20 protein-coding genes are annotated in these 22,822 nt (G+C 61.9%); 15 read left to right on the top strand and 5 right to left on the bottom strand.

Annotation, left to right across the window (positions count from 1 at the left end; genetic code table 11):
• The first annotated feature begins 56 nt into the window (after positions 1 to 56).
• Positions 57 to 899 carry a taurine dioxygenase gene (gene tauD / locus ABFB52_RS02300; protein ID WP_129974194.1) on the top strand — a complete coding sequence of 281 codons (843 nt, stop codon included), beginning with the start codon at positions 57 to 59 and terminating at the stop codon, positions 897 to 899.
• A gap of 234 nt (positions 900 to 1,133) precedes the next feature.
• Here tauD and mgrA read toward each other — a convergent pair whose 3' ends face one another.
• The 3 genes from mgrA to ABFB52_RS02285 are packed head-to-tail and all read right to left on the bottom strand — an operon-like array spanning position 1,134 to position 5,754.
• Positions 1,134 to 2,171: an L-glyceraldehyde 3-phosphate reductase gene (gene mgrA, locus ABFB52_RS02295; RefSeq protein ID WP_129973799.1), complete on the bottom strand. Its 1,038-nt coding sequence runs from the start codon at positions 2,169 to 2,171 to the stop codon at positions 1,134 to 1,136.
• A gap of 39 nt (positions 2,172 to 2,210) precedes the next feature.
• Positions 2,211 to 3,530 (bottom strand): LLM class flavin-dependent oxidoreductase, encoded by a 1,320-nt coding sequence (locus ABFB52_RS02290; protein ID WP_129973800.1) that lies wholly within the window; start codon positions 3,528 to 3,530, stop codon positions 2,211 to 2,213.
• 1 nt (position 3,531) lies between these two features.
• Entirely contained in the window at positions 3,532 to 5,754 is a 2,223-nt protein-coding gene (locus ABFB52_RS02285) for a TonB-dependent receptor (RefSeq protein WP_129973801.1), read from the bottom strand.
• 206 nt (positions 5,755 to 5,960) lie between these two features.
• Here ABFB52_RS02285 and ABFB52_RS02280 point away from each other — a divergent pair, with 206 nt between their 5' ends.
• The gene (locus ABFB52_RS02280) at positions 5,961 to 6,998 is read left to right on the top strand and encodes a LacI family DNA-binding transcriptional regulator (protein ID WP_085647939.1); all 1,038 of its coding nucleotides are present in this window, start codon (positions 5,961 to 5,963) and stop codon (positions 6,996 to 6,998) included.
• Positions 6,999 to 7,111: 113 nt separating this feature from the next.
• Positions 7,112 to 7,372 carry a hypothetical protein gene (locus ABFB52_RS02275; RefSeq protein ID WP_102687490.1) on the top strand — a complete coding sequence of 87 codons (261 nt, stop codon included), beginning with the start codon at positions 7,112 to 7,114 and terminating at the stop codon, positions 7,370 to 7,372.
• A gap of 24 nt (positions 7,373 to 7,396) precedes the next feature.
• On the opposite strand, the gene betT is transcribed toward ABFB52_RS02275, so the two are convergent.
• Both betT and epsC read right to left on the bottom strand, forming a co-directional pair.
• Positions 7,397 to 9,358 carry a choline transporter BetT gene (gene betT / locus ABFB52_RS02270; RefSeq protein ID WP_165369568.1) on the bottom strand — a complete coding sequence of 654 codons (1,962 nt, stop codon included), beginning with the start codon at positions 9,356 to 9,358 and terminating at the stop codon, positions 7,397 to 7,399.
• Positions 9,359 to 9,646: 288 nt separating this feature from the next.
• Positions 9,647 to 10,573: a serine O-acetyltransferase EpsC gene (gene epsC, locus ABFB52_RS02265; RefSeq protein ID WP_007952730.1), complete on the bottom strand. Its 927-nt coding sequence runs from the start codon at positions 10,571 to 10,573 to the stop codon at positions 9,647 to 9,649.
• 190 nt (positions 10,574 to 10,763) lie between these two features.
• Between epsC and ABFB52_RS02260 the strand changes: the two genes are divergently transcribed.
• The 12 genes from ABFB52_RS02260 (at position 10,764) to ABFB52_RS02205 (ending at position 22,820) form a co-directional block, all read left to right on the top strand.
• Positions 10,764 to 11,768, top strand: coding sequence for a D-cysteine desulfhydrase (locus ABFB52_RS02260; RefSeq protein ID WP_007952732.1), 1,005 nt, complete (start codon positions 10,764 to 10,766; stop codon positions 11,766 to 11,768).
• A gap of 245 nt (positions 11,769 to 12,013) precedes the next feature.
• Positions 12,014 to 12,814, top strand: a complete 801-nt coding sequence (tcyJ, locus tag ABFB52_RS02255) for a cystine ABC transporter substrate-binding protein (RefSeq protein ID WP_085746332.1) — start codon at positions 12,014 to 12,016, stop codon at positions 12,812 to 12,814.
• The gene (gene tcyL / locus ABFB52_RS02250) at positions 12,814 to 13,479 is read left to right on the top strand and encodes a cystine ABC transporter permease (protein WP_085746331.1); all 666 of its coding nucleotides are present in this window, start codon (positions 12,814 to 12,816) and stop codon (positions 13,477 to 13,479) included. Before tcyJ ends, tcyL begins: the two co-directional genes overlap by 1 nt.
• Positions 13,480 to 13,483: 4 nt before the next feature.
• The gene (gene tcyN, locus ABFB52_RS02245) at positions 13,484 to 14,233 is read left to right on the top strand and encodes an L-cystine ABC transporter ATP-binding protein TcyN (protein WP_085746330.1); all 750 of its coding nucleotides are present in this window, start codon (positions 13,484 to 13,486) and stop codon (positions 14,231 to 14,233) included.
• Between the two features lie 459 nt (positions 14,234 to 14,692).
• The gene (locus tag ABFB52_RS02240) at positions 14,693 to 15,457 is read left to right on the top strand and encodes a hypothetical protein (protein WP_129973802.1); all 765 of its coding nucleotides are present in this window, start codon (positions 14,693 to 14,695) and stop codon (positions 15,455 to 15,457) included.
• A 266-nt stretch (positions 15,458 to 15,723) separates the two neighbouring features.
• Complete coding sequence (locus ABFB52_RS02235) at positions 15,724 to 16,965, top strand: SfnB family sulfur acquisition oxidoreductase (RefSeq protein ID WP_085746329.1); 1,242 nt, start codon at positions 15,724 to 15,726, stop codon at positions 16,963 to 16,965.
• A gap of 38 nt (positions 16,966 to 17,003) precedes the next feature.
• Positions 17,004 to 18,197, top strand: coding sequence for an SfnB family sulfur acquisition oxidoreductase (locus tag ABFB52_RS02230; RefSeq protein WP_129973804.1), 1,194 nt, complete (start codon positions 17,004 to 17,006; stop codon positions 18,195 to 18,197).
• Entirely contained in the window at positions 18,197 to 19,561 is a 1,365-nt protein-coding gene (locus ABFB52_RS02225) for an LLM class flavin-dependent oxidoreductase (protein ID WP_129973805.1), read from the top strand. Before ABFB52_RS02230 ends, ABFB52_RS02225 begins: the two co-directional genes overlap by 1 nt.
• Before the next feature lie 13 nt (positions 19,562 to 19,574).
• Positions 19,575 to 20,384 carry a MetQ/NlpA family ABC transporter substrate-binding protein gene (locus ABFB52_RS02220; RefSeq protein WP_007952748.1) on the top strand — a complete coding sequence of 270 codons (810 nt, stop codon included), beginning with the start codon at positions 19,575 to 19,577 and terminating at the stop codon, positions 20,382 to 20,384.
• Positions 20,385 to 20,386: 2 nt separating this feature from the next.
• Entirely contained in the window at positions 20,387 to 21,511 is a 1,125-nt protein-coding gene (locus ABFB52_RS02215; RefSeq protein WP_129973806.1) for an ATP-binding cassette domain-containing protein, read from the top strand.
• A complete protein-coding gene (locus ABFB52_RS02210) occupies positions 21,501 to 22,145 on the top strand; it encodes a methionine ABC transporter permease (RefSeq protein WP_007952752.1) in 645 nt (214 codons plus the stop codon). The genes ABFB52_RS02215 and ABFB52_RS02210 overlap by 11 nt, the downstream gene beginning before the upstream one ends.
• 48 nt (positions 22,146 to 22,193) lie before the next feature.
• Positions 22,194 to 22,820 (top strand): methyltransferase domain-containing protein, encoded by a 627-nt coding sequence (locus ABFB52_RS02205; protein ID WP_129973807.1) that lies wholly within the window; start codon positions 22,194 to 22,196, stop codon positions 22,818 to 22,820.
• Positions 22,821 to 22,822: the final 2 nt, after the last annotated feature.

The following is a 22,822-nucleotide window of genomic DNA, read 5'->3' as shown; positions in this document are numbered from 1 at the left end:
TTTTCAGCACTGACTACCCCGACAGTTTCGGGGCCCCGGAATTGAAGAGAACCACCATGAGCAGCCTGAACATCACCCCTTTAAGCTCGGCCCTCGGCGCACAGATCAGCGGCGTCGACATCAGCCAGCCGCTGAACCTGGAACAGCGCGACGCCATCGAGCAGGCACTGCTCAAATACCAGGTGCTGTTCTTCCGTAATCAACCGATCGAGCCGTCGCAGCAAGCGCGTTTCGCCGCTTACTTCGGCGATCTGCACATTCACCCGATCTACCCGAACGTGCCGGAACAGCCGGAAGTGCTGATCCTCGACACCGCCGTCACCGACGTGCGCGACAACGCGATCTGGCACACCGACGTGACCTTCCTGCCGACCCCGGCCATGGGCGCGGTGCTCAGCGCCAAGCTGCTGCCGGAATTCGGTGGCGACACATTGTGGGCCAGCGGGATTGCCGCGTATGAGGCGCTGTCGGCGCCAATGAAAGCGCTGCTTGAAGGGCTGACTGCGACTCACGATTTCACCCGATCCTTCCCGCTGGAGCGCTACGGCACCACGCCGGAAGCACTGGCGCAGTGGGAAGCCGCGAGGCGCAAAAATCCACCGCTGTCGCACCCGGTGATTCGCACGCATCCGGTGAGCGGACGGCGTTCGCTGTTCGTCAACGAAGGGTTCACGTCGAAGATCAATGAGCTGTCGGAGACCGAGAGCGAAGCGGTGTTGAAGTTCTTGTTCGCGCATGCGACGCGGCCGGAGTTCACCATTCGCTGGCGCTGGCAGAAGGATGACATTGCATTCTGGGATAACCGCGTGACCCAGCATTACGCGGTGGATGACTACCGGCCCGCGCGGCGAGTGATGCAGCGGGCTACGGTGTTGGGGGATGTGCCGTTTTTTCGCTGAGCCTTTAACGCCAGAGCAAAATCAAGAGCCCCCTCACCCTAACCCTCTCCCGGAGGGAGAGGGGACTGACCGAGGTGTTTTGTCGCTATACACCGACCTGAAATATCGAATCGAACTCAGGTTTGAAAAGCACGGAGATTTGCTCCCTTTCCCCCTCGCCCCCCTGGGGGCGGTCCGACGTTTCGGGAGGGCTGGGGTGAGGGGGTGGATCTATCTGACCCACCCCAGTTTCGATCACTCCGCCGTCGAAGGCTTCTCCCAAAGATTGATCCCGCCCTCCTGGGCAAACCGGTCAATCTCCGCCAGTTCCTCCGCACTGAAGCTCAGGTTCTTCAACGCCCCGACGTTCTCGACAATCTGCTCTGGTCGGCTCGCACCGATCAGCGCCGAAGTCACCCGCGGATCCCGCAGCGTCCACGCCAATGCCAGTTGCGCCAGGCTCTGGCCACGACGTTTGGCGATTTCATTCAACGCCCGCACATGAGCAATGTTGGCCTCGGACAAGTGCGAAGACAGCAACGAGCCACCGCCCGGACGATTGACCCGCGCATCCGCCGGCACGCCGTTGAGGTATTTGTCGGTCAGCAAACCTTGCGCCAGCGGAGTGAATGCAATCACGCCGGTGCCGAGTTCGTCGGTGGTGTCGAGCAGGTCCTTTTCCACCCAGCGGTTGAGCAGGTTGTACGCCGGTTGGTGAATCAACAGCGGCACTTTCCACTCTTTGAGCAACGCGGCGATTTCGCGGGTTTTCACCCCGGAGTACGACGAGATGCCGATGTACAGCGCCTTGCCCTGCTGCACCGCCGTGGCAAGGGCGCTGGCGGTTTCTTCCAGCGGGGTGTCCGGGTCGAAGCGGTGCGAATAGAAGATATCCACATAGTCCAGACCGAGACGTTGCAGGCTCTGGTCGAGGCTGGCCAGCACGTATTTGCGCGAGCCGCCGCCCTGGCCGTAAGGACCGGGCCACATGTCCCAACCGGCCTTGCTGGAGATGATCAGTTCATCGCGATACTGCTTGAAGTCTTCGCGCAGCAAACGACCGAAATTGGTTTCGGCGCTGCCGTAAGGCGGGCCGTAGTTGTTGGCCAGGTCGAAGTGGTTGATGCCCAGGTCGAACGCCGTGCGCAGCAACGAGCGCTGGGTGTCGATCGGCGTGCTGTCGCCGAAGTTGTGCCACAGGCCCAGGGACAGCGCCGGCAGCACCAGACCGCTGCGTCCGACGCGGCGGTAAGGGATGGAGTCATAGCGGTTTTCGGCAGCGGTGTAAGTCATCGAATCCTCTCTTGTCGGTCTTGAATCGGGTGTCGATTGCTACGCAAATCTGTTGCCGGGCCGGGCGAGGCCAAGGTTCTGGCGCAAGGTCCGGCCTTCATATTCGGTTCTGAACAGCCCGCGCCGTTGCAGTTCCGGGACCACGCCATTGGCGAAGTCTTCGAGCCCGCCGGGCAAGTGCGGCACCAGCACGTTGAAGCCGTCAGCCGCGCCCAGCTCGAACCATTCCTGCAAACGGTCGGCAATCTGCGCCGGTGTGCCGACGATGCTGTAGTGCCCGCGACCGCCGGCGATTCTGCGACCCAGTTCGGCCAGGGTCAGATGTTCTCGGCCGGCCAGTTCGGTCAGCAGTTTCTGTCGGCTTTGCTGGCCGCTTTCAGTCAGCGGCAATTCCGGCAGCGGCCCGTCCAGCGGGTACTTCGACAGATCGAAGTTGCCCAGCATACGCCCAAGCAGGGCAACGCCAACCTCGGGTTCGACCAATTGCTGAAACGTTTCACATTTTTCCTGCGCTTCGGCTTCTGTCTTTCCGACCACGACGAACACGCCGGGCATGATTTTCAGCGAGTCGGCACTGCGTCCGTACTTCGGCAAGCGCCCCTTGAGGTCGGCGTAAAACGCCTGGGCGCTGGCCAGTGAAGTCTGCGCGGTGAACACCACTTCGGCGGTCTGTGCAGCAAGTTCACGTCCGGTTTCCGACGAGCCGGCCTGCACGATCACCGGCTGACCCTGTGGCGAACGCGCGACATTCAGCGGGCCTTTGACCCGGAAGTGCTCGCCAACGTGATTCAGCACGTGCAGTTTTTCCGGGTGGTAATACGCGCCGCTGGTTTTGTCGCGAATGAAGGCGTCGTCCTGCCAACTGTCCCAGAGCCCGGTGACCACCTGATGAAATTCCCGGGCGCGGCTGTAGCGTTCGGCATGGCCGATGTGTTCGTCGCGGCCGAAATTCTGCGCTTCGGCGGCATTGTCCGAGGTCACCAGGTTCCACCCCGCTCGCCCGCCGGACAGGTGATCGAGAGAGGCGAATTTACGCGCCACGTGGTACGGCTCGTTGTAGCTGGTGGTCGCGGTGGCGATCAGGCCGATGTGTTCGGTCACTGCGCTCAATGCCGAGAGCAAGGTCAGCGGCTCGAAATGATCGGAGCGGGCCATGCGGCTGGCGATGTCCTGGGTCGGCGCGGCGACGCTGTCGGCGACGAACAGGGTGTCGAACTTCGCTGCCTCGGCAATCTGCGCCAGGCGTTTGTAATGGGCGAAATCCAGTCCCGCGTTGGCCGGTACGTCCGGATGACGCCACGCGGCGACGTGGTGCCCGGTGGCCATGAGGAACGCGCCGAGTTTCAGCTGTCTGCTCATCTCAGAAGTCCTTGCGCAGTTGCACGCCGAAGTAGCGTTCGTCATCGCGAGGCACGGCGCGGTAGATGTAGTTGCCACCGCTGGCGAGCAATGGCGAATACGACTTGTCGGTGAGGTTCTTGCCGAGCAACGCCACGCGCCAGCCGTTGGTGTAATCGGCCAGGGCCACGCTGGCATTCCAAAGTCCGTAGGCGCCCTGCTTGGTGTCGGCGTTCTGGCTGATGTCGTACTGCACTTCGCTCTGCCAGCTGTAGTCGGTACCGAGTTCGATATCCAGGCCGTTATCCAGCGGGATCGTGTAGTCGGCCCGCACGTAGCTTTTCCAGTCCGGGCTGAACGGCAGCGGCTTGCCGTTGACGTTGCACGACGCCGCCGCGCCCGCCGGGCAGGCGAACTCGTCGATACGAGCGCGGGTGTAGGCCAGCGCGCCGGAGAACTTCAGTTGCTGGGTCGCCTGCAGGGCGAAATCAAGTTCCACGCCCTCGGTGCTGACGCTGCCGGCGTTGATCAGGCGCGTTACGACTTGCCCGGCGACAGTGTCGAAAAAGTTCGCCTGGTAGTTGTCGTAGTCGCTGTGGAAAACCGCGAGGTTGGTGGTCAGGCGATTGTTCCAGCTCGAGGCTTTGATCCCCGCCTCCCAGGTATTGGAAGTCTCCGGTTTCAGCGCTTCGGTATCGCGCGGCTGCATGTTGAAGAACACGTTGTAGGCCGGGCCTTTGTAGCCGCGCGAGTAGGTCAGGTAAGTGGTGACGGTATCGCTCAGGTCGTACTGCAAACCGAGCCGTCCCGACCAGCCGTCCTCATCCACCGAGCCGGAACCGCGGGTCGCCGGTTGAATGCCGCTGACAGTTGTGGCGGAAGTGGAGACGCGACGGTGATCGTATTCAAGATCGTCGTGGGTGTAGCGCAGGCCGGCGATGCCACGAAAGTTCGAGGTGAAATTCAGCGTGCTCTCGCCGAACACCGCATAGCTGTCGCTGGTGGTGCTGTAATCGGCGACGCCGCGATCTGTCCGTGTGGTGGTCAGCGTGCGCTGATAGGTTTCCTCGTCCTTGCCGTGCATGTAGAACAGGCCGCCGACGTATTCGAGGAACTCGCCTTTCGGCGACGCCAGACGCAGCTCCTGCGAGTACTGGTCGAACGCCAGATCGCCCTTGTCCGCCGTGCCGGGGAACGCGGCCGTCACCGTGCCGAGGCGGTCGCCGTCCTGATATTGGGTGTTGTCCCAGCCACGCCACGCAGTGATCGAGGTCAGGGTGTAATCGCCCAGTTGCCAGTCGAGCTGGCCGGACAGGCCCTTGTTGGTGTCCTCGACGTGGGTGCGGGTGTCGGTGTTGATGTCGCGGTTGTGGCTGGTCGCGCCGACCGGGCTCAACGCATTCGCGAAGGCCGGGGTCAGCGCCTTGGTCACGACGCCGTTGGGGCCGTCATCGTGGGACTGCATGTAGTCGGCGATCAGGGTGAAGGTGACGTCGTCGTTCGGGGTGAATTCCAGTTTGCCGCGTACGCCACGATGGTTGTAGCCGTTGACCTCCTGACCGTTGTGCTGGTTGTCGACGTTGCCGTCGTAAGTGCCGAACAAGGTGCTGATCGAGCCCTTGAGCGTGTCCGGAATCAGGCTGCCGCCGATGCCGAAACGGGTGCGGCTTTCGTTGCCGCTGTAATACGACTGATCGATGTAGCCGTGGGTCTCGGCGGTCGGCGCCTTGCTCGTGATGTTCAGCACGCCGGCCGAGGCGTTCTTGCCGAACAGCGTGCCTTGCGGGCCGCGCAGGACTTCGACGCGTTCCAGGTCCAGCAGATCGAGAGTGGACTGGCCGGGACGGGCGTAGACCACGCCATCGATTACCGTGGCCACAGTCGGTTCGACGCCCGGCGAGGTGGAAATCGTCCCTACGCCACGCACGAACAACGAGGTGTCCTTGTTCGATGCGCCAGTGCGGAAATTCAGCGACGGCACCTGCTGGACGATGCTCGCCACGCTGTTGCGGTTGTCGCGTTCCAGCTGCTCGCCGTCGATCACCGACACCGCCACCGGCACCTTTTGCAGCGACTCTTCGCGGCGGGTGGCGGTGACCGTGACGGACTTGAGTGTCGGCTCCTGATCGGTGCTGTCCGCGGCGAACGCGGCGGGCAGCGGCAGCGCAGCCAGCCCGGTGAGTAGCCAGCCCGCAGCGCGGATCGATTGCGCCAGTTTATGTGTCGCCCCAGGAATGTTGTGCATGTTTGCCCGCTCGAAAAGTTGCCCTGAACCGCTGCCGTTCTGCGACGACAGCGCCTGTCTCGGTGTCTTGGGCATTCGCTCGAGCGAGTAGCAGACAACGCGCTTTGTTAGCGCTAACATCACCAGTATTGGCAAGCCGGACATAGACCGTCCAATACTGAAAAATTACTTTTATATGCGTTTTGGTTTTTAAGAAGGATCGAGCCTTGAGCGAAGAAAAGCCCCGCAAACGCCGTGGCGCCGGTCGCGTGACCCTCAACGCGGTGGCGCGCCAGGCCGGTGTTTCGGCGATCACCGTGTCGCGTTACTTCAACCAGCCGGAACAGGTCTCGCCCGAACGGCGCGAACGGATCGCGGCGGTGGTCGCCGAGCTGGGATACGTGCCGAATCTGGTGGCCGGCGGGCTCGCCTCGGCGCGGGGGAAAATCGTCGGCATGGTGATCCCGAACATCTCCGGGCCGATCTTCGCCAACACCATCCAGGGCTTCAGCGACACCCTCAGCCGTCACGGTTATCAGCTACTTCTGGCATCGAGTTACTTCAGCACTGAACAGGAAGAAAACGCCGTGCGGGCGTTCCTCGGCTGGTCGCCTGCAGCGCTGGTAGTCACCAGCCACTTCCATAGCGCGGGCACGGAAAAGATGCTCGCCGAAGCGGATATCCCGGTGATCGAAACCTGGGATTACCAACCGGATCGCGAGCCGATGCAGATCGGTTTCTCGCACTTTGAAGTGGGTGTCAGCGCCGCTCGTTATCTGCACGGTAAAGGCTATCGACGCATCGCCTTCGTGCAGAACAGCGCACCCGGCGACTTCAGCGCACTGGAACGCCGCGACGGTTACGCCGCGACCGTGCGCAAGCTAGGACTTGAGCCCTGGGTATTCGCACCCGACGCCGATCGTGCCCCGTTCGAGGCCGGCAAGCAAGCGATGGAAGCACTGATGAACGCCTCCCCACGCCCGGACGCGATCATCTTCGCCAACGACAACCTCGCCGCCGGCGGCCTGCTCGCCGGACAACGCGCCGGCCTCAACATCCCCGAAGACTGCGCCGTCCTCGGCTTTGGCGACTACCCGTTCGCCGAGATGCTGCTGCCGAGCCTGAGCACGATCAAACCGCCCGCGCTGGAGATCGGCGTACTGGCGGCGACGCGGGTGCTGGAAAGTCTGGGCGTGCTGCCGAGTGATGAGGTGCAGCGGTTGAATCTGCTGCAATGCACGGTCATTGAGCGGGAAAGTACCTGACGAATATGGCGTGGGCGGGTTTGGCTATGCTCTAAATGAAACCGAGGTGGCGCCTTCGCGGGCTTGCCCGCGAAATCGTCCGATCAAACACCGCACATCCCGCAGGCACATCCATGCACACCGCAATCATCATCTTCTTCGGCCTGATCCTGCTGGCGCTGATGTTTTACATCGGCGAGCGCATCGGCTTCAGTCGGCAGACGCTGGCCTATGTGTTCGCGGCGTTGTGGCTGGCGTTGACGGTGATCAATGGTGCGGTCGGCGTGGTGCACGCCGGGCAGCCGCTGGGGACGGAGATTGCGATCGGCAGCGCCGTTTATGGCGTGCCGCTGGCGGCGATGGTGTTGTTCATGGTGCTGAGCGCCGAGACCTGAAAGCGTCCCGGCGCCCTGCTCCGATCAACGCACCAGATGCAGGAACTGCATGTGCCGTTCGTACTGGTCGAGGATGTCGTTGATGATCTGCTCTTTCGTGTAACCAACCAGATCGTAGTCCTGACTGCCCTCGCTCAAGTGCACTTCGGCGCGGTAGTAGCGGCGATTGTTGAGCTGCTTGGAGCCCATGCCACCACGGGCGAACGACGGCGTGAAGTAGCCGCGCATCTGCACCTGGTAGATGAACGGGTGCTGTTCACCGTGACCGATTTCCAGGCTGACGCTGTCGTGCGCCGGATCCGGTTGGGTGACCACGTTCAGGCCTTTCTCGGCGAACACGGCAGTCACTTCTTCGATGGCCGGCTTCACCGTGGTGTCCATGAAGCGGTACACCTCGTCGCGCGACGGGAAGTGCACGGCCTGGCTCAGACGCTGACGCCAGCCGCCCTTGCCCCGCCGTGAACCGGACACCGGCGCCAGCGAATGCAGTTGCGCGATCTGCTTCTGCGACTCCAGGTAGAACGCCTTGTGCAGGCCCCACATCATCAGCAGCAGAATCAGCGAGAACGGCAAGGAGGTGAGCACTACCGCCGACTTCAGCGCATCGATGCTGCCGGAGAACAGCAGCGCGCTGGTGATCAGCGCGGTCATCGCGCCCCAGAACACCCGCAGCCATTTCGGGCCGTCTTCATCCGGGTTACCGCCCTTGGCCGACAGGGTCGAGAGCACCACGGTGCCGGAGTCGGCGGAGGTGACGAAGAACACGAAGCTGATGAACACCGTTACCGCGATGACAGTCTTGCTCCACGGGTAGGTTTCCAGCAGCAGGTAAAGAGTCATCGACGGGTTGTCGAGGGCCGACATGCCCAGCGCCGACATACCGTGATTGAGCACCTGGTCGATGGCGCTGTTGCCGAAGATCGACATCCACGCCAGGGTGAAACCGAGCGGAATCAGCAACACGCCGAAGACGAATTCGCGGATGGTCCGACCACGGGAAATCCGTGCGATGAACAGGCCCACGAACGGCGACCACGCGATCCACCAGGCCCAGTAGAACACCGTCCAGCCGCCGAGCCAGTCGCTCGGTTTGTCGTAGGCGTAGAGGTCGAAACTCTTCATCGGCAACGCGCCGAGGTAGTCGCCCAGATTCTGGATCAGGGTGTTGAGCAAATGCTGGGTAGGGCCGGCGAACAACACGAACAGCAGCAGCGCACAGGCCAGCAGCATGTTGATGTCGGACATGACCCGCACGCCTTTATCCACACCCGAGACGGCGACGATGATCGCCGCGCCCATCATCAGCGTGATCAGGCCGACCTGAATCCACTGGGTGTGGGCGATGCCGAACAGATAGTCCAGACCGGAGTTGAGATGGAGCACGCCGAAGCCCATGTCCGCACCGAGGCCGAACACCGTGGCGATGATGCCGAAGCCGTCCACGGCGTAGCCGATGGGGCCGTTGATGCGCTTGCCGATCAGCGGGTACAGCGCCGAGCGCAGCGCCAGCGGCAGGTTATGCCGGTAGGCGAAATACGCCAGAGCCATGCCGACGAAGGCGAACACGCCCCAGCCGTGCAGGCCCCAGTGCAGAAACAGAATCTGCATCGCCTGACGCGCCGCCTCCGGGGTGCCGGCCTCGCCTTGCGGCGGCTGGAGCATGTGGGTCAACGGTTCGGACACGCAGAAGAAAAACAGCGTGATGCTGATCCCGGCGGCGAACAGCATGCCGGCCCAGGACAGGTAACTGAATTCGGGTTCGTCGTGGTCGGCACCGAGCTTGATCTTGCCGTAGCCCGATAACGCGGTGACCACCACGAAGACCAGATACAGGGTCATCGCGAGCATGTAGTACCAGCCGACCGTGTTGGCCGCCCAGTTTTGCGCTTCGAGAAGCCAGGCGCCGGCCTGTTCCGGCATGGCGATGACCGTCAGGCCAAACAGCAGGATCACCGTCGCGGCGAACCAGAACACCGGCGGATTCATGCGCACCAGACCGCTGGCGGGGGTGGACGATGCACTCATGAACGGTGCACCTCAAGGGGTTGGAAAATGGCTGAAATGATCGGACTCAGCAAAGGCAAGCCTCCTGTTGTGAGCGGGCAGCGAACCGCCGGTTTAACTTGAATGAACGTTCAAGTTAAACATGGATAGTACGCTCAGGACTAATCGCAGGGCTCAGCGGTACCTTTCGTACGCTAGCTCAAGAGGGGGTATGACGCTGTGGCGAGGACGATCGTTCCCGCGTTGCGCGGGAACGATCAGACAGAAAAATTACTTCTGCGTCCCGTCATCATGCTGCAGATTGGCCTGGGTCAGGTTGCACCCGGCCGGCACGCTGCGGGTCAGCCACACATTGCCGCCGATGGTCGAGCCTTTGCCAATGGTGATCCGTCCGAGGATCGTCGCCCCGGCGTAAATCACCACGTCGTCCTCGACGATCGGATGGCGTGGATGGCCTTTCTGCAACTGGCCGTCCTCGTCCGCCGGGAAGCGTTTGGCGCCGAGGGTTACCGCCTGATAAATCCTGACGCGCTCGCCGATGATCGCGGTCTCGCCGATCACCACACCCGTCCCGTGGTCGATGAAGAAACTGCGGCCGATCTGCGCGCCCGGGTGAATATCGATGCCGGTCGCCGAGTGGGCGATTTCCGAACTGATCCGCGCCAGCAACGGCAGGCCCGCGCGATACAAATGGTGAGCCAGACGATGGTGAATCACCGCCAGAATCCCCGGATAGCACAGCAGCACTTCATCGACGCTGCGCGCCGCCGGATCGCCGTGGTAGGCCGCCAGCACATCGGTGTCGAGCAGGCTGCGCAGGCCCGGCAGCGCGAGGGCGAAATCCTGGATGATCCTGATCGCCTGCGCCTCGACTTCAGTGTCGGCCTGAGCACTGTGACGGGCGACGTAACGCAGTTCGAGTCGTGCCTGGGCCAACAACGCATTCAGCGCGACATCGAGGGTATGACCGACGTAAAAATCCTCGCTCTCTTCACGCAGATCCACCGGCCCCAGCCGCATCGGAAACAGTGCGCCGCACAGGGCTTCAAGGATCTGCGCCATCGCATCGCGGGACGGCAATTCGCGTCCGCCCTGCTCTCCGGAAGCACGGCCATTTTGTGCCCGCCACTGATCCCGCGCAGTACGCAGCTGGCTGACGATGGTCTGCAATTGCCAATGGCTGGAACGCTCGCTCACGGTAAAGACTCCTCACGGGCGGCCGGACTGTCTGGCCGCGTCAACGGCGACTACTTTACGGCAAGCCCACCGGGGCGAATTAAGAACCGATAGTGCTGGCTTAAGCACATTTGGCTATAAGCGATTGGCGGTTGCCCCGGTAAATCGGCGTGCCTATAGTCCTGACATCTCCTTGCATCAGTACGGAACCATGTCCACACAACCGATCAAACAACAGCTGGACCGCTTTAACCGCCTCGACCTGCTCGGCCAACCGACCCCACTGGAAAAACTCGAGCGCCTGTCCACCTGGCTCGGCCGCGATGTCTACATCAAGCGTGATGACCTGACGCCGCTGGCCATGGGCGGCAACAAGCTGCGCAAGCTCGAATACCTCGCCGCCGATGCCCTCGCCCAAGGCGCGGACACCTTGATCACCGCCGGCGCACTGCAATCGAACCACGTTCGCCAGACCGCAGCGCTGGCCGCGAAACTGGGTCTGGGCTGCGTGGCCCTGCTGGAAAACCCGCTGGGCACCGATGACAGCAACTACACCGGCAACGGCAATCGCCTGCTGCTGGACCTGTTCGACACCAAGGTCGAGCTGGTCGACAACCTCGACAACGCCGACGAACAACTGGCCGCCCTCGCCGTGCGCCTGCGCAGCAACGGCAAGAAGCCGTATCTGGTGCCGATCGGCGGCTCAAACGCCCTCGGCGCGCTGGGTTATGTGCGTGCCGGCCTGGAACTGGCGGAACAGATCAAGGACACCGGCCTGCAATTTTCCGCCGTGGTCCTGGCCTCGGGCAGTGCCGGCACTCACAGCGGTCTGGCGCTGGCGTTGAGTGAAGCCCTGCCACAACTGCCGGTGATCGGCGTGACGGTGTCGCGCAGCGAAGAAGATCAGCGCCCGAAAGTCCAGGGCCTTGCCGAACGCACTGCCGACCTGCTGGGCGTGGCGCTGCCGGACAGCTTCAAGGTCGAGTTGTGGGACGAATACTTCGGCCCGCGCTACGGCGAGCCGAATGCCGGAACCCTGGCGGCGGTGAAACTGCTGGCGAGTCAGGACGCCGTGCTGCTCGATCCGGTCTACACCGGCAAGGCCATGGCCGGGTTGCTCGACGGCATCGGTCGCGGGCGTTTCGACGACGGTCCGATCATCTTCCTGCACACCGGCGGCGCCCCGGCGCTGTTTGCGTACAAGGATTTTCTCTGACGCGCTCGTTCCCACGCTCTGCGTGGGAATGCATCCCGGAATACGAAAAACACATATTCCACACATGAATAACAAACGGAAAATTCATTATTTTCCATTCTAAAAGAACCGTCATATAGTCTCGCCGCAGGCGAATTTCGCGAGAGACGCATAAGCTGCTTTAAGGCAGGATAGCGCTGTCGTCCAATTCCCGGATTCGCCAACTTTCCTTAAGCGTCTTCCATAAGAAAACACAGGGGCTTGTCATGATTCTTTCCGCACTACGTCGAAATCTGCTGGTAGGTTCGCTGGGCCTGGCACTGAGCGCCGGTCTGATCAGCAACGCCGTTGCCGGTGAGCAACTGCAACAGATCAAGGACAAAGGCGTTATCAACGTCGGCCTGGAAGGCACTTACCCACCGTTCAGCTTCGTCGATGCCGACGGCAAGCTGTCGGGTTTCGAAGTCGAGCTGTCCGAAGCCCTGGCCAAGAAGCTGGGCGTGAAGGCCAAGATTCAGCCGACCAAATGGGACGGCATCCTCGCGGCCCTGGAATCCAAGCGTCTGGACGTTGTGGTCAACCAAGTGACCATCTCCGACGAGCGCAAGAAGAAGTATGACTTCTCCGAGCCCTACACCATCTCCGGGATTCAGGCGCTGGTGCTGAAGGACAAGGAAGCTGCGCTGAACATCAAGTCCGCCGCTGACCTGTCCGGCAAGAAAGTCGGCGTAGGCCTGGGCACCAACTACGAACAATGGGTCCGCGCCAACGTGCCGGGGGCCGACGTGCGCACCTACGACGATGATCCGACCAAGTTCGCCGACCTGAACAACGGCCGTACCGACGCGATCCTGATCGACCGTCTGGCTGCACTGGAATACGCCAAGAAAGCGCCGAAAACCGTCGCCGCCGGTGAAGCCTTCTCGCGTCAGGAAGCCGGTATCGCCCTGCGCAAAGGCGAGCCTGAACTGCTGGCCGCCGTGAACAAGGCCCTCGACGAACTGCGTGCCGACGGCACCCTTGAGAAGCTGTCCAAGAAATACTTCAACGCTGACGTCACCCAATAATGGAAGAAGCTTTCCAACTCGCTCTGGACTCCGCGCCCTTCCTGTTGAAGGGCGCGTACTACACGGTAATCCTCAGCCTGGGCGGCATGTTCTTCGGCCTGCTGCTGGGCTTTGGCCTGGCGTTGATGCGCCTGTCGCGCTTCAAGTCGGTCAGCTGGCTGGCCCGCATCTACGTGTCGTTCTTTCGCGGCACGCCGTTGCTGGTCCAGCTGTTCGTGATCTATTACGGCTTGCCGCAAATGGGTCTGGAACTCGACCCGCTGCCGGCGGCGCTGATCGGCTTCTCGCTGAACATGGCCGCCTACGCCTGTGAAATCCTGCGGTCCGCGATCGGTTCGATCGAACGCGGCCAGTGGGAAGCCGCTGCGAGCATCGGCATGACCCGCGCGCAGACCCTGCGCCGGGCCATCCTGCCGCAGGCCATGCGCACGGCCTTGCCGCCGCTGGGCAACAGCTTCATTTCGCTGGTCAAGGACACCGCACTGGCCGCCACCATTCAGGTGCCGGAGCTGTTCCGTCAGGCACAGCTGATTACCGCCCGGACTTTCGAAGTCTTCACCATGTATCTTGCCGCCGCGCTGATCTACTGGATTCTGGCCACGGTGCTGTCGCACTTCCAGAACAAGTTGGAAGAGCGGGTCAATCGGCACGACCAGGAGTCCTGACCCCATGATTGTCGTGGAAAAACTGACAAAGCAGTTCAAGGGTCAAGTCGTGCTCAACGGCATTGATCTGGAGGTGAAGGAAGGCGAGGTCGTGGCAATCATCGGCCCCAGCGGCTCGGGCAAGACCACGTTCCTGCGTTGCCTGAACTTCCTCGAGCAACCCACCAGCGGCCGGATCAAGGTCGGCGAGATCGAGATCGATACCAGTCGCCCGCTGAACCAGCAGCAGAGCCTGGTGCGCAACCTGCGCCAGCACGTGGGCTTCGTGTTCCAGAACTTCAACCTGTTCCCCCACCGCACCGCGCTGGAAAACGTCATCGAAGGCCCGATCGTGGTCAAGAAGACGCCTCGCGATGCAGCCATTGCCCTGGGCAAGAAGCTGCTGGCCAAGGTCGGCCTGGCGGGCAAGGAAGACGCCTACCCACGGCGCCTGTCCGGTGGCCAGCAACAGCGCGTGGCGATCGCCCGGGCGCTGGCGATGGAGCCGGAAGTGATCCTGTTCGACGAGCCAACCTCGGCCCTCGATCCGGAGCTGGTAGGTGAAGTGCTGGCGACCATCCGCGGCCTCGCCGAGGAGAAACGCACCATGGTGATCGTCACCCACGAAATGGCGTTCGCCCGTGACGTGGCCAACCGCGTGGTGTTTTTCGATAAAGGCGTGATCGTCGAACAAGGTGAAGCGAAAGCGTTGTTTGCCAATCCGCAAGAAGAACGCACTCGACAGTTCCTCAGCAAGTTCAGAAACAACGGCTGACCTGCAAACTTCCCCGAATACAAACTTCCATGGACGGAAGTTTCGCTTACACCCTCCCAAATAAAAACTTAATCAAGTGACTGCATTACATATATATGTCCTGCAACAGTCTCCCCCGCGATTAAAGTTCGTCCCCTCCAAATTTCCAGCTGTACAAACCGACCGACGGCAGAGCAATAAAATCCGGCAAAAGCTGTGGCCCGATTCGCTATGGAGAATAGGTAGAGTGCCTTATCCGCGTAGGAAGCTTCTGATAAATCCGTAATTCTTCAATTAAATAATCCTGTCCGTTGACATGCCATTCGGCGAACTTTTATCTAGTCACTCATCGCAACCCGCTACATCAACAAGACCCAATAACGACTGGCCGAAAGATCCTGTTCTTATTACCAGGCAATTCTGGCCTTTTGAACTTTCAGAAACGGATTTCGCTGCAAGGCTTCAAGGAGAGAGGATTTCATGACCCGCACTTCGCACATCCCCGAACTGGCCGCGCCGAGCCTGGCGCCATCCCAAAACCACGGCATCAACCTCGCAGCAGCGGCTCATCTGCTGGTCGATGTGCCGCCCTACCCGGACATGGACATCGGCGATCTGATCGAACTGTTCTGGAACAACTGCTATGTCGCCTCTCACGTGCTGACAGCGCAGGACGTCGCCACCCCCGTCAGTCTGCGTGTGCCGGAGAGCTTTATCGCCAGCGGTCCGTCTCGCATCCACTACCGGGTCATGCGGGTGGGTCACGGGCCATCGCTGTCGGCGGCGGCGCGCGTCACGGTGAAACTCGACTGCCCCGGCGGGCAGCCCCCCGCGGTGTGTGGTGACGAAAACCAGCAACTGGCCCCTGTGACCCTGCCCGAGACCATTCGCCGTCAGGGGGTCAACGCGAACCAGATCAAGCGTGGCGTACCACTGACCATCGAGCCGTACCTGAACATGGCTGAAGGCGATGCCATCACCCTGCGCTGGGGCGATGTACGGATGGATCTGGCGCGCATCACCACGGCCGATATCGACAAGCCGATTCAGGTCTGGGTGCCGCCGGCGATCATCACCGAGGCCGGCGAGGACCTGCGGCTGGACGTGACCTACTGCATCCTCGACCGGGTCGGCAACAACTCGCGCTGGGCGCCGCCGCGAACACTGAAGATCGGTTGTGTGAATCCCTACCTCAAGGTGCCGCTCAAGGAAACGCTGAAGGCCGCAGAGCACCGAAAAAAATGACACACCTCGCTCGGCGAGAGGCGTCCTCCCTCGCCGCCGCGAACTTAACCAGACGGACCACGCCCCCTTCTATACATATTCCTAAAAGTTAGTTTATTTAAATTTTATACGCGCTTAGGGTATATGAACCGGACCACCGGACATTCTTTCGTTCGCCGCACTTTTGCGGCGTTTTTCATGAGATGTGAGGTAGGTAACATGGTCCGGAACACAATCACCCCAGTGCGGATCGCCAGGGCATTGCGTGCAGCCAAGGAGCGGCACTGATGTCCAGTCTGGCAGACGCAAACGTCCAGAGTGACCTGGATATCGCCCCGTTGTTGTTGCCCGCACAAGTGCTGCGCAACGACGCTCAAGCCATCAAGGCCGCCCATGAGCTGGCGCAGGTCGCCCGCGTGCAGGCCGCCAAACGTGACCGTCAGCGCAAGCTGCCGTGGTCGGAAATCGAACAGTTCACCCGCAGCGGCCTCGGCAGCATCGCGATTCCGCGCGAGTACGGCGGCCCGCAGGTTTCCTTCGTGACCCTGGCCGAAGTGTTCGCGATCATTTCCGCGGCCGACCCGGCACTGGGACAGATCCCGCAAAACCAGTTCGGCATCATCAACCTGATCCTCGGCAGCGCCACCGAACAGCAGAAAAAACAACTGTTGCAGAGCGTGCTCGAAGGCTGGCGCATCGGTAATGCCGGGCCTGAACGCGGCACCAAGGACACCCTGGAACTGAAAGCGCGCATCACCGCTGACGGCGATGACTACGTGATCAACGGCCAGAAGTTCTATTCCACCGGCGCCCTGTTCGCCCACTGGGTGGCGGTCAAGGCGCTCAACGATGACGGCAAGCAAGTCCTGGCCTTCGTCCGTCGCGGCACGCCGGGATTGCGCATCGTCGATGACTGGTCCGGTTTCGGCCAGCGCACCACCGCCAGCGGCACGATCCTGTTGAACAACGTGCGGGTCGATGCCGGCCTCGTGGTGGACAACTGGAAGATCAACGAAAAGCCCAACACCCAAGGCGCGGTGTCGCAGCTGATTCAGGCCGCGATCGACGCCGGCATCGCCCGTGGCGCGATCGATGACGCCATCGAATTCGTCAAGACTCGCGCCCGGCCGTGGATCGACGCCAACGTCGAACGCGCCAGCGACGATCTCTACGTGATCGCCGATATCGGCAAACTGAAAATCGAACTGCACGCCGCTGAAGCGCTGCTGCGCAAGGCCGGGCAGGTGCTGGATCAGGTGCACGCCGCGCCACTGACCGCCGAATCCGCCGCCCGCGCCTCGATTGCCGTGGCCGAAGCCAAGGTGCTGACCACCGAGATCTCGCTGCTGGCCAGCGAAAAACTCTTCGAACTGGCCGGCAGCCGCGCGACCCTCGCCGAATTCAACCTCGACCGTCACTGGCGCAACGCCCGGGTGCACACCTTGCACGACCCGGTGCGCTGGAAGTACCACGCGGTCGGCGCCTATCGCCTCAACGGCAAGTTGCCGGCTCGCCATTCCTGGATCTGACGACCCGAACACTTTTGACCAGATCTCTGGAGAAACACATGACTCTTTCCCATCCCGTCGCGCTCATCACCAGCGACGAGCAAGCCCTGATCGTCGCCAGCGACCTGGCCGAAGATTTCCAGCGTGACAGCAACCTGCGCGACCGCGAACGCCGCCTGCCGCTGCCGGAGCTCGACGTGTTTTCCCGCTCCGGCCTGTGGGGCATCAGCGTGCCCAAGGAGTACGGCGGCGCCGGCGTATCCAACGTGACCCTGGCCAAAGTCATCGCCCTGATTGCCCGGGCCGACGGCTCGCTGGGGCAGATTCCACAGAACCATTTCTATGCCCTGGAAGTGCTTCGGGTGAACGGCAGCCACGAGCAGAAACAACGGCTGTACGCCGAAGTCCTCGCCGGTCAGCGCTTCGGCAACGCCTTGGCAGAGCTGGGCACCAAGACCGCCCACGACCGTGTCACCAGCCTGAAACGCGACGGCAGCGGTTATCGCATCAACGGTCGCAAGTTCTATGCGACCGGTGCGATCTACGCCCAACGGATTCCAACGTCCGTAGTCGATGAAAACGGCGTGCAGCAGTTGGCCTTTGTCCCGCGCGATAGCAAAGGCCTGACCGTGATCGACGACTGGAGCGGCTTCGGCCAGCGCACCACCGGCAGCGGTTCGGTGGTGTTCGAAGACGCGTATGTCGCTGCCGAAGATGTCATCCCGTTCCAGAGTGCTTTCGAGCGCCCGACCCCGGTCGGCCCGCTGGCGCAGATCCTTCACGCCGCCATCGACACCGGCATCGCCCGCGCCGCTTACGAAGATGCACTGCACTTCGTGCGCAGCAAGACCCGGCCATGGATCGATTCGGGTAACGACAAAGCCACCGAAGACCCGCTGACCCTCAAGAGCTTCGGCCACCTGAGCATTCGCCTGCACGCCACCGAAGCCCTGCTCGAACGCGCCGGCGAATTCCTCGATGCGGCCCAGGTCGAGACCAATGCCGAGACGGTTGCAGCGGCCTCGATTGCCGTCGCCGAAGCACGGGCGATCAGCACCGAAATCTCCCTGGCCGCCGGCAGCACCCTGTTCGAACTGGCCGGCAGCCAGGCCACCCTGATCGAGCACGGCCTCGACCGCCACTGGCGCAACGCCCGGGTGCACACCCTGCACGACCCGGTACGCTGGAAGTATCACGCGGTGGGCAATTACTACCTCAACGATGAAAACCCTCCGCTGCGAGGGACCATCTGATGAGCAAGAAAAAGATCCTGCTCAATGCGTTCAACATGAACTGCATCGGCCACATCAACCATGGGCTGTGGACCCATCCCCGCGACACCTCGACCCGATACAAGACCATCGAATACTGGACCGAACTGGCGCAACTGCTGGAGCGCGGGCTGTTCGACGGGCTTTTCATCGCCGACATCGTCGGCGTGTACGACGTCTATCAGAACTCGGTGGACGTCACCCTGAAAGAGTCGATCCAGCTGCCGGTCAACGATCCGTTGCTGCTGGTATCGGCGATGTCCGCGGTAACCAAAAACCTCGGTTTCGGCCTGACCGCCAACCTCACCTACGAGCCCCCATATTTGTTCGCCCGACGCATGTCGACCCTCGATCACCTGAGCCGTGGACGGGTGGGCTGGAACATCGTCACCGGCTATCTGGACAGCGCCGCCAAGGCCATGGGCCTCAGTGAACAGGTCGAGCACGACCGGCGTTACGACCAGGCCGACGAGTACCTCGAAGTGCTCTACAAACTCTGGGAAGGCAGCTGGGAAAACGGCGCGGTGCTCAACGATCCGCAGCAGCGGATCTACGCGCAGCCGGACAAGGTGCACAAGGTCGAACACAAGGGCGAGTTCTATCAGGTCGAGGGTTATCACCTGTGCGAGCCGTCGCCGCAGCGCACGCCGGTGCTGTTCCAGGCCGGCAGTTCGGATCGCGGTCTGCTGTTCGCCGGGCGGCATGCCGAGTGCGTGTTCATCAGCGGTCAGAACAAGCCGTCGACCAAGGTGCAGGTGGACAAGGTCCGCGCCAGCGCCGTCGAGGCGGGGCGCAATCCCGAGGACATCAAGGTGTTCATGGGCCTGAACGTGATCGTCGGCGAGACCGAAGAAGCGGCCTGGGCCAAGCACGCCGAATACCTGAGCTACGCCAGCGCCGAAGCGGGCGTGGCGCACTTTTCGGCGTCCACTGGCATCGACTTTTCCCAATACGAAATCGACGAGCCGATCCAATACGTCAAAAGCAACGCGATCCAGTCCGCCACCAAGAACCTGCAGAACAACGACTGGACCCGGCGCAAGTTGCTCGACCAGCACGCACTCGGCGGGCGCTACATCACGGTGGTCGGCTCGCCGCAACAAGTGGCGGATGAACTGGAATCGTGGATCGCCGAAACCGGCCTCGACGGTTTCAACCTGACCCGCATCGTCACCCCGGAAAGCTATGTGGATTTCATCGATCTGGTGATTCCGGAGCTGCAACGACGCGGTTCGTACAAGACCGCATACGACAGCGGCAGCCTGCGGGAAAAACTGTTTCACGGCGAAGCGCATTTGCCGCAGCAACACACCGGCGCCCACTACCGACACTCCTCCTCGCACTGACTGGAAAACCACCATGACCAAGAAGCTCCTGTCCCACCCAGTCAAAGCACTGGCCCTGGCCTTCGGCCTGTTCAGCTCGGCGGTGTTCGCCGCCGATGCTCCGTTGAAAATCGGCACCACCGCCGCCTTCGCGATTCCGCTGGAAGCGGCCGTCGAAGAGGCCTCCAAACAAGGCCTGAAAGTCGAGCTGGTGGAATTCACCGACTGGATCGCGCCGAACGTCAGCCTCGCCGCCGGTGACATCGACGTGAACTACTTCCAGCACATCCCGTTCCTGGAAAATGCCAAGGCCGCCTCCGGTTTCGACCTGGTGCCATTCGCCCCGGGGATCATCAACAACGTCGGCCTGTACTCGAAGAAATACAAAAGCTTCGACGAGCTGCCGGAAGGCGCCAGCGTCGCCATTGCCAACGACCCGATCAACAGCGGACGCGGTCTGCAACTGCTGGCCAAGGCCGGTCTGATCACCCTCAAACCGGGCGTCGGCTACAAGGCCACCGAAGACGATATCGTCGCCAACCCGAAGAAGATCAAGATCCTGCAAGTCGAAGCCGTGCAACTGGTGCGCGCCTACGATGACGCCGATCTGGTCCAGGGCTACCCGGCCTACATCCGTCTGGCGAAGACCTTCGATGCGGGCTCCGCGTTGCTGTTCGACGGCCTCGACCACAAGGAATACGTGATTCAGTTCGTGATCCAGCCGAAGAGCAAAACCGACCCGCGCCTGATCAAGTTCGTCGACATCTACCAGCATTCGCCGGCCGTTCGCGCCGCACTGGATAAGGCCCACGGCAAGCTGTACCAGGCCGGCTGGGAAAGCTGAGGATGACCGCGGCCATTCAACGGCGACTGGATCTTCCAGAGCCACCCGCGCTGGCACAGCGCACCGAACTGCATCCCGAACTGAACCGCGCTCATGTGCGTTTCGTCGGGCTCGGCAAAACCTACGACGGCAAACAAGGCCCGGTCGCTGCCCTGCAAGGCATCGACTTGGCGATCCAGCGCGGTGAAGTGTTCGGCATCATCGGCCGCAGCGGCGCCGGCAAGTCGTCGCTGATCCGCACCATCAACCGCCTCGAACAACCGACCTCGGGCCGGGTGCTGATCGACCAGGTGGACATCGGCGAATACGACGAGGATCGCCTCGTCGCCCTGCGGCGGCGGATCGGCATGATCTTCCAGCACTTCAACCTGATGTCGGCGAAAACGGTGTGGCAAAACGTCGAACTGCCGCTGAAAGTCGCCGGCGTTCCGAAGGAACAGCGGGAGAAAAAGGTTCGTGAACTGCTGGAACTGGTGGGCCTGCAAGCCAAGCACACGGCGTATCCGGCGCAGCTGTCCGGCGGGCAGAAACAGCGTGTCGGCATCGCCCGCGCGCTGGTGCATGACCCGGACATTCTGCTCTGCGACGAAGCCACTTCGGCACTGGATCCGGAAACCACCCAGTCGATCCTCGGCCTGCTGCGCGAGATCAACAAACGCCTGGGCCTGACCATCGTGCTGATCACCCACGAGATGGCGGTGATCCGGGAAATCTGCGACCGCGTCGTCGTGCTCGAACATGGCCGCATCGTCGAGCAAGGCCCGGTGTGGGAAGTGTTCGGCAATCCACAGCACGAGGTCAGCCAGACCCTGCTCGCACCGTTGCAACACGCTTTGCCCGAGGAGCTGCAAAGCCGTTTGCAGGCGCAACCGTCGTCGTCCGATGCGTCAGTTGTGCTGCGTTTGCAGTTCACCGGCAGCCAGCAGGATGAGCCGGATCTGGCCGCGCTGTTCGCCGCGCTCGGTGGGCGGGTGAAATTGCTCCAGGGTGGCGTGGAACGGATTCAGGGCCACGCGCTCGGGCAACTGCTGCTGGCGGTAGCGGGCTCAAAGCTGAACGCCGAGGAATTGCGCCAGCGTGCCAGCCAGTGGGCACAACGCACGGAGGTGCTGGGTTATGTGGTTTGATCGCTTGCTGCAGGGTTTTATCGACACGTTTCTGATGGTCGGCGTGTCGTCGCTGATCGCGTTGCTCGCCGGGATTCCGATGGCGGTGATTCTGGTCACCAGCGACAAGGGCGGGATCTACGAAGCACCGGTGCTCAATCGCGCGTTGGGTGCATTCGTGAACCTGTTTCGTTCGATCCCGTTCCTGATTCTGATGGTCGCCCTGATTCCGTTCACCCGTTTGATCGTCGGCACCACCTACGGCGTGTGGGCGGCGGTCGTGCCGTTGACCATCGCGGCCACGCCGTTCTTTGCGCGGATCGCCGAAGTGAGCCTGCGTGAAGTCGACTACGGCCTGATCGAAGCCGCGCAGGCCATGGGCTGCCGGCGCTGGCACATCGTCTGGCATGTGCTGTTGCCCGAGGCGCTGCCGGGGATCGTCGGCGGTTTCACCATCACCCTGGTGACGATGATCAACTCCTCGGCCATGGCCGGAGCGATTGGCGCCGGCGGTCTGGGCGACATCGCCTATCGCTATGGCTATCAGCGCTTCGACAGCCAGATCATGCTGACGGTGATCGTGCTGCTGGTGGCGCTGGTAGCGCTGATTCAGCTGGGTGGCGATCGTCTGGCTCGAGGGTTGAACAAGCGCTGAATGGCATGGCGTATAGTCGGCAAAATCCTTTGCCGGCGCAGTTCGACCATGAAGCAGACCCCCACCGATCTGGAACAGATCACCTCTACCACCCTCGGCCACTACAACTCGGTGGCCGAGGACTTTCGTGAAGGCACCCGCGATCACGATGTCAGCCAGAACATCGACGCCCTGTTGCGGCACATCCAGGCTGAGGCGCCGTTTTCCATCCTCGATTTCGGCTGTGGGCCGGGGCGGGATTTGCAGACATTCACCCGGATGGGACACGTCGCCGTCGGCCTCGACGGCGCGGAGAAATTCGCGCAGATGGCTCGGGAAGACAGTGGCTGTGAAGTGTGGTGCCAGGACTTTTTGAAGCTGGATCTGCCGGCAGAACGCTTCGACGGGATCTTCGCCAATGCGGTGCTGTTTCATGTGCCGTTGCAGGAATTGCCTCGGGTCTTGAAGCAGTTGCACGGGACATTGAAACCGGGCGGCGTGCTGTTCAGCTCCAATCCGCGTGGGGATAACCGTGAAGGCTGGAACGGGCCGCGTTATGGCTCGTATCACGATCTTGAAGCCTGGCGCGGGTTGTTGACCGCTGCCAGGTTCGTCGAGCTGGAACATTACTACCGACCGGCGGGGCTACCGCGTGAGCAGCAGCCCTGGCTGGCGAGTGTCTGGCGCAAGACCTGAGA

This window comes from Pseudomonas sp. 9.2(2024) (assembly GCF_039695385.1).
Lineage (GTDB): Bacteria > Pseudomonadota > Gammaproteobacteria > Pseudomonadales > Pseudomonadaceae > Aquipseudomonas > Aquipseudomonas paraglycinae.
This window is presented reverse-complemented; position numbering and strand designations above follow the sequence as displayed.

Excerpts from the sequence above, each read along its gene's own strand:
- betT (WP_165369568.1), bottom strand. The coding sequence starts at position 9,358 with ATGAATCCGCCGGTGTTCTGGTTCGCCGCGACGGTGATCCTGCTGTTT.
- ABFB52_RS02260 (WP_007952732.1), top strand. The coding sequence starts at position 10,764 with ATGTCCACACAACCGATCAAACAACAGCTGGACCGCTTTAACCGCCTC.
- ABFB52_RS02240 (WP_129973802.1), top strand. The coding sequence starts at position 14,693 with ATGACCCGCACTTCGCACATCCCCGAACTGGCCGCGCCGAGCCTGGCG.
- tcyL (WP_085746331.1), top strand. The coding sequence starts at position 12,814 with ATGGAAGAAGCTTTCCAACTCGCTCTGGACTCCGCGCCCTTCCTGTTG.
- ABFB52_RS02235 (WP_085746329.1), top strand. The coding sequence starts at position 15,724 with ATGTCCAGTCTGGCAGACGCAAACGTCCAGAGTGACCTGGATATCGCC.
- ABFB52_RS02285 (WP_129973801.1), bottom strand. The coding sequence starts at position 5,754 with ATGCACAACATTCCTGGGGCGACACATAAACTGGCGCAATCGATCCGC.
- tauD (WP_129974194.1), top strand. The coding sequence starts at position 57 with ATGAGCAGCCTGAACATCACCCCTTTAAGCTCGGCCCTCGGCGCACAG.
- ABFB52_RS02210 (WP_007952752.1), top strand. The coding sequence starts at position 21,501 with ATGTGGTTTGATCGCTTGCTGCAGGGTTTTATCGACACGTTTCTGATG.
- ABFB52_RS02215 (WP_129973806.1), top strand. The coding sequence starts at position 20,387 with ATGACCGCGGCCATTCAACGGCGACTGGATCTTCCAGAGCCACCCGCG.
- ABFB52_RS02290 (WP_129973800.1), bottom strand. The coding sequence starts at position 3,530 with ATGAGCAGACAGCTGAAACTCGGCGCGTTCCTCATGGCCACCGGGCAC.
- tcyJ (WP_085746332.1), top strand. The coding sequence starts at position 12,014 with ATGATTCTTTCCGCACTACGTCGAAATCTGCTGGTAGGTTCGCTGGGC.
- ABFB52_RS02275 (WP_102687490.1), top strand. The coding sequence starts at position 7,112 with ATGCACACCGCAATCATCATCTTCTTCGGCCTGATCCTGCTGGCGCTG.
- ABFB52_RS02220 (WP_007952748.1), top strand. The coding sequence starts at position 19,575 with ATGACCAAGAAGCTCCTGTCCCACCCAGTCAAAGCACTGGCCCTGGCC.
- mgrA (WP_129973799.1), bottom strand. The coding sequence starts at position 2,171 with ATGACTTACACCGCTGCCGAAAACCGCTATGACTCCATCCCTTACCGC.
- ABFB52_RS02230 (WP_129973804.1), top strand. The coding sequence starts at position 17,004 with ATGACTCTTTCCCATCCCGTCGCGCTCATCACCAGCGACGAGCAAGCC.
- ABFB52_RS02225 (WP_129973805.1), top strand. The coding sequence starts at position 18,197 with ATGAGCAAGAAAAAGATCCTGCTCAATGCGTTCAACATGAACTGCATC.
- ABFB52_RS02205 (WP_129973807.1), top strand. The coding sequence starts at position 22,194 with ATGAAGCAGACCCCCACCGATCTGGAACAGATCACCTCTACCACCCTC.
- tcyN (WP_085746330.1), top strand. The coding sequence starts at position 13,484 with ATGATTGTCGTGGAAAAACTGACAAAGCAGTTCAAGGGTCAAGTCGTG.